This window comes from Pseudoalteromonas sp. (genome assembly GCF_018402495.1).
In the GTDB taxonomy this organism is placed as follows: Bacteria; Pseudomonadota; Gammaproteobacteria; order Enterobacterales; family Alteromonadaceae; genus Pseudoalteromonas.
Map to the genome: position 1 here is coordinate 32,247 of NZ_JAGYIU010000007.1, position 11,745 is coordinate 43,991.

Below are 11,745 nucleotides of genomic sequence, written 5' to 3' on the forward strand. Positions count from 1 at the left end.
AAAGGTTATGGCACTTATAATTAATAAAAAAGCAATGCAGCCCGTTTACAGCACATCGACATTGACTAAAAGCTACCACTTAATCCAAGATTATTTGGCAATTAGTAAGTTTAAAGTAGTGGCTATGCTAGTGTTAACAGCATGGGTTGGTTTAGCGCTAGCCCCTGATGTTGGCAGAGGTGTTGGGGTTCAGTTCATCAGTTTATTAGGGATTGGATTACTCTCTGCGGCCGCCGCAGTCATTAATCATGTAGTTGATAGCGAAATTGATAGCAAAATGGCACGCACCCGCCATCGCCCTGTTGCTAAAGGGCGTTTAAGTAAATTACACGCGTTGAGCTTTGCGGCTGTCATTGGCGTTGCGGGCTTTATTATACTGATGTTGTGGGCAAATACGCTCACAGCCATACTGACCTTATTTGCACTTGTTGGTTATGCGTTTATTTATACGTCATTTTTAAAACGTGCCACACCACAAAATATAGTTATAGGGGGATTAGCCGGTGCAATGCCTCCATTACTCGGTTGGGTGTCTGAAACAAATCAAATGGCGGCAGCCCCTTGGTTGCTGGTGATGATTATATTTACCTGGACCCCACCTCATTTTTGGGCGCTCGCCATCGCGCGTAAAAGTGATTATGAGCGGGCTAAAATCCCCATGTTACCGGTCACCCATGGTATCGATTTTTGTAAAACATGCGTGCTTGCATATTCGGTATTACTCGCCATTGTATGTGTGTTTCCTTATTTGATTGGCATGTCAGGGCTTATTTATCTAAGCGGGGCATGTCTTCTCAATATTGTATTTATATACAAAGCAATTAACTTAAAGTTTGCCGCCAAAGAAGACACCGCAATGAATTTATTTCGTTTTTCGATTATTCATTTGATGATACTATTTATCATCTTATTTATAGATAAATGGCTAGTTATATGAAGCAGTTATGGTGTGGTTTAGTTGTTTTTTCAGTACTCTTTTTATCAGCCTGTAGTGATAAAAATAATTTACAAGATCTTGATGCGTTAGTTTATGAAACCGCAAAGCCGTTATCTGATTTCTCGTTGAATGATCAACAAGGGAATTCAGTAACCAAACAGCAGTTTTTAGGTCAATGGAATTTAGTATTTTTAGGTTACACCAGTTGCCCTGATATTTGCCCAATGACGCTAGCTAAGCTCAACAATGTCTATAAAAATTTGCAGGCTGAGTACCCACTACAAGTATGGTTTATATCTGTTGATCCTAAACGTGATATTGCCCAAAAACGTAAAGAGTACATAGATTACTTTAATCCAGATTTTTTAGCTGTATCAGGCGAGCACAAGGACTTATTCCCATTTGTCCGTGAGCTTGGATTAATTTATGCAATTAGTGATAGCAATAAATCGGACTATGCCGTAGATCATAGTGCCTCCGTTGCACTTGTCGATGGAAATGGGTCATTAAGAGCTATTTTTAAGCCAGAGTTTAAACAAGGTGATGTACCGCTCGTTAATACCACTAAGCTAATTGCAGAATTCATTGAGATAGCTGATTACTACAAAGACTCGTTTTAACGCTCTGCGATTTTATGGGTTGAAATGAAGCGCGTCGCTGGGAAAGTAATCCAGCGACGGTTAATACTAGGGCCTGTTGACCTTTCAAGGTTAAATTTGCAGTAGTCTGTTTGGTATTTAGCCAAGGCAGCGCCTATGTGGTGTAGTTATTCCCCATAAATAGGCGATAACGCAGTATCAATGCCAACAGACCCTAATTTTATACAGTGGGTATAAATATCAAGCGTCTTTAATCACCCACGGTTGTGAGAACCAATAATAACTACCGGCTTGTTTTATTGACGGAGCCGTACAATTAAAGCGAGAGCGGCCTTTATTGAGTTGCTTTGGTGATGTTATCTCAACCGTATTGTCATCTAACCAATTTAGGTTAGCTTGCCCAACGCTAGACACATAACACGCAAATTGGCTTTTATGAAAGTCGCTAGTTTCCAGCGTTATTGTTAACGACGGCGGATTCTGGGTTGTTACACTATCTTCGTATGTGAGTTTGTTAATAGTAAAAGCAACCGAATTGAGCTTAGTGCTTAATGTATCTAACTTGCTATAAAAACCCGATGCAGGAAAGCGCGGTAAGCGACTAAAGTTCGCGTGTTGATTAACAGCACCAGAGTGTTGACCGATACCGATAAAACCAAGTTCTTTTACCAAAGATTGTAACTCATTGTTAAATTCTCCGTATGGATAGGCAAGGTATTTATAATCGTGGCCTATTTCTTCTTTAATGCGCTGTTGCGAGCTAAGAATGTCGTTTTTAGTGCGCTCTCGCCACTGACTTTGCGTTTCACTTTCAAGCTTTTTATGCAAATAGTTATGTTCGGCACTGTGGTTGGCGATGAGAGCCCCTTTTTTAGCAAGCTCTCTGAGCTTATCCCACCCCATAACGTAACTCGTTTTTTCGTCAATTAATTTAGGGTTTACAAAAATAGTATAGGGGTAGCCAAATTTTTCAAGGATAGGGGCGGCTTGTTCATAATTGTTGTTATAACCATCATCAAATGTAATAGCGATCGTTTTTTTCGTTAAAGACTTACCTTGTTGCAATGAATCAATAAGCTCATTTAAAGGGATCACATTAAAATTATGCTTTTTTAAATAATTTAAGTGTTCGGTAAAGGTTTTAGCGCTGACACTTGTAACTGCAGGAAGGGTTTCGCTAACGTGATGATACTGTAGAATAACAGCAGCTTGCGCGCGAAGAGAAACACTAATTAGGAACAATAATACTAAATGAAACAATTTCTTATACATAATAAAGCACACCATAAAAGCTTGTTGTTGTTAGCCGGTCCAATGATATTATCAAATATTACTGTGCCACTGTTAGGAATTGTTGATACAGCGGTTATTGGCCATTTAGGAAGTGCTCATTATTTAGCGGGCATTGCCTTAGGTTCTACCGTGATCTCTATTTTATTTTGGCTCGCTGGATTTTTAAGAATGAGTACCACTGGGCTGGTGGCGCAGGCTTATGGTCAAAATGATTTAACTCAGCTTGCAGCCTTACTTAAGCGCAGTTTATTGTTAGCCACTTCGGTTGCCTTACTCCTTATTTTGCTATCACCCCTTATAAAACATGCCATTGCGTATTTATCAGCTGCCAATACTGATGTACTCAATGAAGCCTATCGGTATTTTAGTATTCGTATTTTTAGCGCCCCTGCAGCACTGTGTAACCTTGTTTTATTAGGCTGGATGCTAGGTGTTCATTACGGACGAGGGCCATTTTATTTACTGTTAGTGACTAATATTACCAATATTGTGCTCGATATTTATTTTGTAGTGTACCTTGATTGGGCGGTTGCAGGGGCTGCGTGGGCATCACTTATTGCTGACTACATTGCACTTGTTTTTGCTTTATTGCTGGTGTCTCAACTTGCTAAAAAGCATGGTATGAGTTTGGCTGTAGCAAATTGGCTTAGTGTAGAAAAAATGGCTAGATTGCTTAGCTTAAACCGTGACATTTTTATTCGTTCTTTAGTACTGCAGTTATGTTTTAGCTTTATGACCTTTTATGCAGCCCGCCTCGGTGAAACAACATTAGCCGCCAATGCTGTTTTACTCAACTTTTTAATGTTAGTTAGCTTTGCGCTTGATGGAATAGCCTATGCAAGCGAGGCCAAAGTCGGTCAAGCGAAGGGTCAACAAAGTGTTGAAAAGATAAGGCTATGGGTAAAAATAAGTGTATTTTGGGGTATGTTATTCGGCGTTTTGTATAGTGTGTTTTTTATAGTTTTTGGCAGCAGCATTATTAAGCTATTAACTAATGTACCAGAGGTTATTGACGAGGCCATTCACTATTTACCTTGGGTAATAGCATTGCCTATTCTAGCTATGAGCTGCTTTTTGTTCGATGGTATTTTTGTTGGTCTGACACGCGCTAAAGCGATGCGAAACAGTATGTTGCTTTCAGCGATTGTAGGCTTTTTCGGGGTGTTTTGGCTATTTCAGGACTGGCAAAACCATGGTTTATGGTTAGCCATGAGTTGTTTTATGCTTATGCGAGGCGTTACGCTTATTGTTAAATATCAGTGGCTAAAAGCAAATAATCAATTACTTGATTAATATCAACCTGCATAAATATTTGAACAATTTAACGAATTAAATTCTCCTATAACGTTGTTAAACTTTTTCATTTAGAGCAACTAGATATCAAAAATTTTACCTAGTTATAAAATAATTTTCTTATCGTTGAAATAGAGCCCCTATCCAAGCAGATTAGTATAAACCGTTATTTCCACAGATCTGGGTCGTTATTTTTGGAGGCTATATTGTTTAATACTTGAGAAAAACGGTTGGCAAAAATACCTGCATAACCCCAAAAGGCAAAAAACAAAGCAGGCGCTAAAATTACTAAGCCAATAACTTGTAAACTGTAATGATTGTAATAGCCCACAGCAATAAATATCACGGCTAGCACAAATAGTGCTAGCCCGCGAAAAAAGCGCTTTAAACTCAACTTAGGGTTGCTTCCTAAGCGATAAATAAGTGGCTTTAGCATGTTAGATTAATGCTCAGTAGTAAGAGTGCTCGCCGGCTTCATGATCGGTAATGTCAGACACACCGGTGATCTCATCAAATTTAGCAATCATTTCTTTTTCAATGCCTTCTTTTAGAGTGACATCGATCATAGAACACCCATTGCAACCACCACCAAACTGAAGTACAGCAACACCGGCAGCGGTGATTTCTACTAAGCTAACTTGGCCTCCATGGTTGGCAAGTTGTGGGTTTACTTCGGTTTCTAGCATGTGTTGCACACGCTCATTCAGGCTGGCATCTTCACCTAGTTTACGTGCTTTAGCATTAGGTGCTTTAAGTGTTAATTGAGTACCCATTTTGTCGGTAACAAAATCAATTTCAGCTTCGGCTAAAAAAGGCGCGCTTTCAGCATCAACAACCGCATCAAAGCCGTTGAAATTTAGGCGAATATCGCTCTCTTCTACTGCGTCTTCTGGACAATAAGAAACACCACATTCAGCTTGTGATGTACCAGGGTTAACAACAAACACACGAATATTTGTTTGTTGAGATTGATCTGCTAATAGCTTAGCAAAATGCGCTTGCGCTGTTTCGGAAATAGAAATCATAATACCGTCTATACTTGACTAAATTACTCGGATACTGCATATCATACTCCGCTCATCGTGTTGCGGCTAGTGTTGAACGTAAAAAGTTGGCATCTATTTTAAGCAATGCTAGCGTGCAATTAACAAACATTTTTAGAGTGATTTATATGCGCTTCATATTAACAATAATGGTGGTACTGGCCAGTTTTTCAAGTATGGCAAAGCCCCTATCGTATTATTTTGAGCAACAGGTTGAATTTGATTCCACCATACCAACACCAGAAGAAGTACTGGGTTATCAAGTGGGTGAGTGGCATGTAAGGCATGACCAACTTGTTCGCTACATGGAAATTTTAGCTCAAAAAAGCGATCGAATTAACTTTGAAGTAATAGGCCGAACTCACGAGCAGCGCCCGTTAGTTATGCTTACGATTACAGCGGCTAACAAATTAAAAAATATAGAAAAAACTCGCCAAGTACACTTAGCTCGCCTAAATAATTCAAACAATAAAACAGCAGATCAGCCCAGTGTTGTGTGGATGGGTTACAGTGTTCATGGGAACGAATCATCAGGTAGTAATGCAGCGTTACTAGTCGCTTATTATTTAGCGGCAGCGCAAGGCGATGAAATAAATGAGCTACTTAACAATACGATTATTTTACTCGACCCTGCGCTTAATCCAGATGGTTTAGCGCGCTTTGCAAATTGGGCTAATAGTAATCGCGGTATGAATTTATCGTCGGATCCGCAAACCCGAGAGCATGTAGAGAGCTGGCCAAGTAGCCGTACTAATCATTACTGGTTTGATTTAAATCGTGATTGGCTGTTGTTGCAGCACCCAGAATCGCGAGCACGCATAGCCAAATTTCATTATTGGAAGCCTAATATTTTAACTGACTTTCATGAAATGGGGCCAAATAGTAGCTACTTTTTTCAACCGGGTATCCCAAGTCGTAAACACCCAATTACCCCTGAAGAAAATGTGAGCCTAACCAAAGCTATTGCAAATTATCATGCAAAAACCTTAGATGACAACAATGCGTTATATTTTACAGAAGAAAGCTTTGATGACTTTTATTATGGCAAAGGTTCAACCTACCCTGATGTAAATGGTGGTGTAGGTATTTTATTTGAACAAGCAAGTTCTCGTGGCCATATTCAAGACACTATTAACGGCCCGCTAACTTTTGCATTCACTATAAAAAATCAACTATTAACCAGTTTATCTACATTTAAAGCTGCGGTTGATAACCGCCAAGCTTTGCTAGAGTACCAAGCTAACTTTTACAACAAAGCGGTTGAGCTTGCCAAAGATGAAGATTACCAAGGCTATATTGTTCAAGGTGGAAAAGATAATACACGTACTAACGACTTTTTAAGTATACTCAAACAACACCAAATTAATGCGTACCCAGTGAGAGAAGGGCTAAAAGCTGAGGGTAAAAACTTTACCCCTGACAGTTATTTTGTGCCGCTTGCACAACCACAATATCGATTAGTTAAAGCTATTTTTAGTGAACAACAAAACTTTGCAGACAACACCTTTTACGATGTATCAGGCTGGACATTAGCGCATGCGTTTAATTTGCCGTTTGCTAAAGTAAACAGTCGTTGGGGATTAGAAGTAGACGCTACGGCCTGGCAAAAAGCAAAGCAGCCAGAGTTAGCGCCACTGACTAAAAACTATGCCTACGGATTTGCATGGGACGACATGCTTGCACCAAAAATGCTCAATAGTTTATTACAGCAAGGTATTAAAGCTCGTGTTGCATTAAAACCATTAACTGCTAAATCCACACATAATGAAATAGACTTTGATGCGGGCAGTATTATTATTCCTGCAGGGCTACAAACTGAATCCAATTGGGTTGAAAAGCTTAACCAAGCGCAAACTCAATTTGGTATTGAAATTAAGCCAATTACTACAGGTTTAACTAGCAAAGGTGTCGACTTAGGCTCGCGCTCTATGGCGGTTGTTTCTGCGCCTAAGGTATTATTAGTTGGCGGTAAAGGGGTTAGCCAATATGAAGCCGGTGAAGTGTGGTATTACCTAGATCGCTTTGTAGGCGTAGCGCCAACAATTGTTGAAATGAACCGCTTGAGCTCCCTTGAACTGAGTGATTATAGCCATATTGTGTTAGCGCATGGTAATTACACGACCTTATCTGATGCCGATAAAGTGGCGATTAAAAGCTGGGTGAGAAAAGGCGGCGTTATTTGGGGTCATAAAGGCGGGGCAAAGTTCTTAGCTGATCAGCAGTTATTAAAAGCAAACTACTTATCACGCAAAAATATCGCCAGTGCATTTGATACCCAAGGTTTAAAATATGCAGACAAAGACTATCTAGCGGGTCGCCAGCGTATTGCAGGCGCTATATTTAATACCGATGTAGATACTACGCATCCACTGACGTTCTCATTGACGCGTAGCACTCTGCCAGTGTTTAAAAATAGCACGTGGTTGCTCGAAGCCTCCCAAGCGCCGTTTGTAAATATACTCACTTATACACAGCAGCCGTTACTTGCTGGTTTTACTGATGCAGTTAATGTAGAGCAAGTGGCCGGCGGTGCTGCATTAATGGCTCACTCTTACGGCCGAGGCAGTGTGATTGCGATGACAGACAACCCTGTATTTAGAGGTTACTGGTACGGCACTAGCCGATTATTAAGTAACGCTTTATTTTTCGGTCATACCTTTCGAGTTAGTGGTAACTAAATTTAAAGTGGCGTTAAACAGGTCGTAAATGCCCAGACTTGTTTAGCGCCTGCTTCTTTTAGCGACGAAGTGGCTGCATTTAATGTTGCTCCCGTGGTCATAATATCATCGATAATTACTACCGTTTTTCCCTCTAAATTAATCGTGCATGAAAAAGCCTGCTGTAAATTTTTGACCCTTTTAGCTTTGCTTAATTGTGATTGTGCCGAGGTGTGTTTATTACGTACTAATGCGTTATTCAAGACTTTAAAGGATGACAAACAAGGTTGCCATACTTGGGTAACCTGATTAAATCCCCGGCTTAAAAAGCGCGATTTATGCAAAGGTAAAATAATAAATACAGCGGCAGTTAAATGCTGCTTATCAGTAAAAATAGTAAGCTGTTTTTTAATGACTTGCTGCAGCGCTTTTTTGTAATGAATTTGATTATTAAATTTCAGCTGTTTTAGCCATAAGTCAAAAGGGGGTTGATAAAAAGCGCACGCGAACAGTTTCTCAAAGCTGCAGTTAGGAAACATTTCTACAATATCGGGGCGGTAAAATAAATTGTCATGCTCGGCCAAATCTAGCAATGGCAAGTCATCTAAACAAAATTGACAAAGCCCCATTGAGCTGTGGATCTGACTTTGACACAACACACAGTAAGAGGGAAACAGCCAATCACCTAGGCTGAGTTTCATTCGCTGATTCTCCTCATTACAAACTCCCTTTAAAACGCTATCATAGATTTAAGTTTCCTAAATTCGGATAATAAGTGCAATTTCTCAGATTAGATGGCCAGCTGTTATAATTCGGCCATTTTCTCGCCAAAGGAAATTGCTTTAATGAAATATAAACAGCTGACACAAGAAGAAAGATACCAGATTTACGCGTTAATAAAAGCAGGAAATAACCAAAAACAAATTGCTGATGAACTAACTCGTTCACCGTCATCTATTTCCAGAGAGTTAAAACGCAATAAAGGGCTTAAAGGCTATCGGCCTAACCAAGCCAATAATTTTGCAGAGCAAAGACGCAAATCATCTTTCAAAGCAAGTAAGTTAACAGATGAAGTTACTGAATGGATTAATAAATTGTTGCTTAACGGACTTTCGCCAGAGCAGGTGGCAGGTCGCTTAGCTTTAGAGAAAAAGGTCGTTTTACATCATGAAACGATTTATCAATATATTTACAGGGACAAGGCGCGTGGTGGTGAACTACATAAGACACTCACTCGTGCATGTAAAAAGTATAAAAAACGCTATGGAAGCTACGATAAACGTGGGCAGATAGTTAATCGAGTCAGTATTGATGAACGCCCAAGTATTGTGGATGCAAAGTCTAGGATTGGTGATTGGGAGGGTGACACAGTGATAGGCAAAGGGCGTAAAAATGCCTTTGTCACAATGGTTGAACGTAAAACGTTATATACAATCGTTCACAGAATTGAAAGCAAACATGCGCAAATAACAGCCGATGCGCTGATAAAGTGTATGACACCATATAAAGATAAGGTTATTACCGTGACTTTAGATAATGGAAAAGAGTTTGCTTACCATGAGCATATTGCACAAAAATTAGAAGCGGATGTGTATTTCGCTCACCCATATTCATCATGGGAAAGGGGCATAAATGAGAATACCAACGGCTTACTCAGGCGCTTCTTCCCCAAGGGAACTGACTTTATGGCGCTAAGTGAGTCAGAAATACAGGCGGCAGTTGATAAGCTCAACCATCGGCCAAGAAAGACAAGAGGGTATAAAACTCCTCATGAATTATTTACCGGGCAATCAGAAGTTCTGGTGGCTGCATAATGATTGCACTTAATACTTGAATTCAAGTTTGGTTAAGGTTAGGCAAATATGCAAAAAGAATGTGTGTTGTTACACGGTTGGGGAATGAACCAAGGCGTGTGGCAGTTAATAAAACCTGAATTAGAATTTTTATATTCTGGCAAAGTACGTTGCTTAGATTTACCAGGTTACGGTGACAATGATGTCTCTTTAAATCCTTATACTTTGCATGATGCAGCTCAACTTGTGAGTCAGCAACTAAAGCCACAATCTGTTTTAATGGGGTGGTCTTTAGGTGGCCTGTTTGCCCTTTATATTGCCAAACATTGGCCTGAAAAAGTGTCAAAAGTCATTTTAGTTGCTTCAACGCCTTTTTTTGTAGAGCAACGGCCATGGGAGGGTATTAAACCCACAGTACTCGCACAGTTTAAACAGCAGTTATTACAAGAACGTTCAAAAACGATAGAGCGCTTTTTAGCTATCCAAGCAATGGGCAGTGAGTCGGCTCGGGATGATGTAAAACAGCTAAAGCAATTATTGAGTCAGTCGCCGCCACCGAATAATGAGGCATTAAGCGCAGGGTTAGATATACTGCAAAACCAAGACCTACGCGAGGTTTTTGCACAGTGCCCTGTTGCTATTCATGGGATTTTTGGGCGCTTAGATTCGCTTGTTCCTTATCGGGCGATTGAGAAAATGGTCGCACTTAATGCTGGCTTTGAGTATGAAGTATTAGACAAAGCATCCCATGCCCCCTTTATTTCTCATAAAAGTGAATTTTTATCTGCCGTTAAATCAATGCTTTGAAGTAAAGCCATTATTATAGCGGGTTAAAGCTTTATTTTGCGTGATTTTTGAGCGATAATTAACCTACATTCATTCGTTGGAGGTTTATTATTATGCCGATCGGAACTGTATTCAATAGCGGTGTAGAAGGGTTTAACAGAGCCAGCCAAGGTATTGAAAAAGCTAGCGCTGAGATCAATCGTGCCAGCATAGAGCAGCAAGATGATTCTCAATTAGCGCAGCAACGTCAACTCTCTGCTGCACGTCCTGAAGAAGCCGTAACCGCACCAGTATCTCAACCTGCACGAATTGATGAAGCATTAGTAAACTTAAAAGTTGAAGAGTTCAACGCAAAGGCTAACACGCAATCAATTCAAACTGCAGATGATGTACTAGGTACTTTAGTTGATATTCAAGTGTAATATATTATGAACATCGTCACGCCGTTTCCGTCTATCAATATAAACACTGCAAATGTTTATACGGAGACTGCTCGGCGTGACAATCAGCTACGTGAAGTTATTCCCCCTGCTGCTGCAAACACAGCCGGTAGCACAGAAAATAAAGCCCAAAGTGATGCAGAAAAAGCCAAGCTACCTGGCAATAGTGACAGCTCAACTTACACTGCAAGCGGCAAAATAAAAGATGAAAAAACCATTGAGCAACGAGAAGGTAACGCTGATGGTGAGCAAAACGATGCCGAGCAAGAAAAACAGCAAGTTGCTGAAGAAGTTAGTAAGCAAGAAGAGCTTCAGCTTGAGCAAGATCTGCAGCAAATTAAAGAGTTAAAAGCTCGCGATACCGAAGTTCGTACACATGAGCAAGCACATGTCGCCGTAGGTGGGCAATATGCGGGCTCTCCTAGTTACGATTATCAAAGAGGCCCTGATGGCGCTAACTATGCAGTAGGTGGTGAAGTGCCTATTGATGTCGGTGTAATTAATGGTGATCCGCAAGCTACAATTGACAAAATGCAAACTGTTCGTGCTGCAGCTTTAGCGCCTGCTGAACCCTCTAGCGCAGACAGGGCAATAGCTGCAGATGCGACACAAAAAATAGCTGCAGCACAAGCTGAGCTATCTTCTGTAGATGAAGAAAGTAATAGTGAAGGCCAAAGTAAGATAAGTGCATCTTTCTCAATTGATGAAGGCGAGAAAACAGTTGCTAAAAGTGAACAGCCAATACGTGACAGCGAAATAGAAGCTCGTGCTGAGCGGATCGCTAATTTTTATCAACTTGCTACGTTACCTGCAACTCAAAGTGAATTTTCAGCGCAAATATAAGCTATCTTAAATGAATAAAAAAACCGCCTAAGCGGTTTTTTTGTTTTTAAATTTATCGTTT

Annotated in this window: 12 protein-coding genes; 8 read left to right on the forward strand and 4 right to left on the reverse strand. The window is 40.2% G+C overall.

Going from position 1 to position 11,745, the window contains the following annotated elements:
- Positions 1–7: 7 nt before the first annotated feature.
- Both cyoE and KG708_RS16975 read left to right on the forward strand, forming a co-directional pair.
- Positions 8–937: a heme o synthase gene (gene cyoE, locus KG708_RS16970; RefSeq protein ID WP_213611755.1), complete on the forward strand. Its 930-nt coding sequence runs from the start codon at positions 8–10 to the stop codon at positions 935–937.
- Complete coding sequence (locus tag KG708_RS16975) at positions 934–1,557, forward strand: SCO family protein (protein ID WP_213611757.1); 624 nt, start codon at positions 934–936, stop codon at positions 1,555–1,557. Before cyoE ends, KG708_RS16975 begins: the two co-directional genes overlap by 4 nt.
- A 219-nt stretch (positions 1,558–1,776) precedes the next feature.
- Here the strand turns inward: KG708_RS16975 and KG708_RS16980 are convergent, their stop codons facing one another.
- On the reverse strand, positions 1,777–2,808 hold the full coding sequence (locus tag KG708_RS16980; protein WP_213611759.1) for a polysaccharide deacetylase family protein: 1,032 nt from the start codon (positions 2,806–2,808) through the stop codon (positions 1,777–1,779).
- A gap of 42 nt (positions 2,809–2,850) precedes the next feature.
- On the opposite strand from KG708_RS16980, the gene KG708_RS16985 reads away from it, so the two are divergent.
- Entirely contained in the window at positions 2,851–4,122 is a 1,272-nt protein-coding gene (locus tag KG708_RS16985) for an MATE family efflux transporter (protein WP_213611799.1), read from the forward strand.
- 166 nt (positions 4,123–4,288) lie between these two features.
- On the opposite strand, the gene KG708_RS16990 is transcribed toward KG708_RS16985, so the two are convergent.
- Positions 4,289–4,558 (reverse strand): hypothetical protein, encoded by a 270-nt coding sequence (locus KG708_RS16990; RefSeq protein WP_213611761.1) that lies wholly within the window; start codon positions 4,556–4,558, stop codon positions 4,289–4,291.
- A 13-nt stretch (positions 4,559–4,571) separates the two neighbouring features.
- Positions 4,572–5,147, reverse strand: a complete 576-nt coding sequence (gene nfuA / locus KG708_RS16995) for a Fe-S biogenesis protein NfuA (protein WP_008465569.1) — start codon at positions 5,145–5,147, stop codon at positions 4,572–4,574.
- A 146-nt stretch (positions 5,148–5,293) separates the two neighbouring features.
- Between nfuA and KG708_RS17000 the strand changes: the two genes are divergently transcribed.
- A complete protein-coding gene (locus tag KG708_RS17000; RefSeq protein ID WP_213611763.1) occupies positions 5,294–7,843 on the forward strand; it encodes a M14 metallopeptidase family protein in 2,550 nt (849 codons plus the stop codon).
- A 2-nt stretch (positions 7,844–7,845) separates the two neighbouring features.
- Here KG708_RS17000 and KG708_RS17005 read toward each other — a convergent pair whose 3' ends face one another.
- A complete protein-coding gene (locus KG708_RS17005; RefSeq protein ID WP_213611765.1) occupies positions 7,846–8,523 on the reverse strand; it encodes a phosphoribosyltransferase family protein in 678 nt (225 codons plus the stop codon).
- A gap of 144 nt (positions 8,524–8,667) precedes the next feature.
- Here KG708_RS17005 and KG708_RS17010 point away from each other — a divergent pair, with 144 nt between their 5' ends.
- From KG708_RS17010 to KG708_RS17025, 4 genes are all read left to right on the forward strand, one after another.
- On the forward strand, positions 8,668–9,636 hold the full coding sequence (locus KG708_RS17010; protein ID WP_213607586.1) for an IS30 family transposase: 969 nt from the start codon (positions 8,668–8,670) through the stop codon (positions 9,634–9,636).
- A gap of 48 nt (positions 9,637–9,684) precedes the next feature.
- On the forward strand, positions 9,685–10,422 hold the full coding sequence (gene bioH, locus KG708_RS17015; protein ID WP_213611779.1) for a pimeloyl-ACP methyl ester esterase BioH: 738 nt from the start codon (positions 9,685–9,687) through the stop codon (positions 10,420–10,422).
- Between the two features lie 92 nt (positions 10,423–10,514).
- Positions 10,515–10,823 (forward strand): hypothetical protein, encoded by a 309-nt coding sequence (locus KG708_RS17020; RefSeq protein WP_213611781.1) that lies wholly within the window; start codon positions 10,515–10,517, stop codon positions 10,821–10,823.
- 6 nt (positions 10,824–10,829) lie between these two features.
- A complete protein-coding gene (locus KG708_RS17025) occupies positions 10,830–11,684 on the forward strand; it encodes a putative metalloprotease CJM1_0395 family protein (RefSeq protein ID WP_213611783.1) in 855 nt (284 codons plus the stop codon).
- The last annotated feature ends 61 nt before the right edge of the window (positions 11,685–11,745 follow it).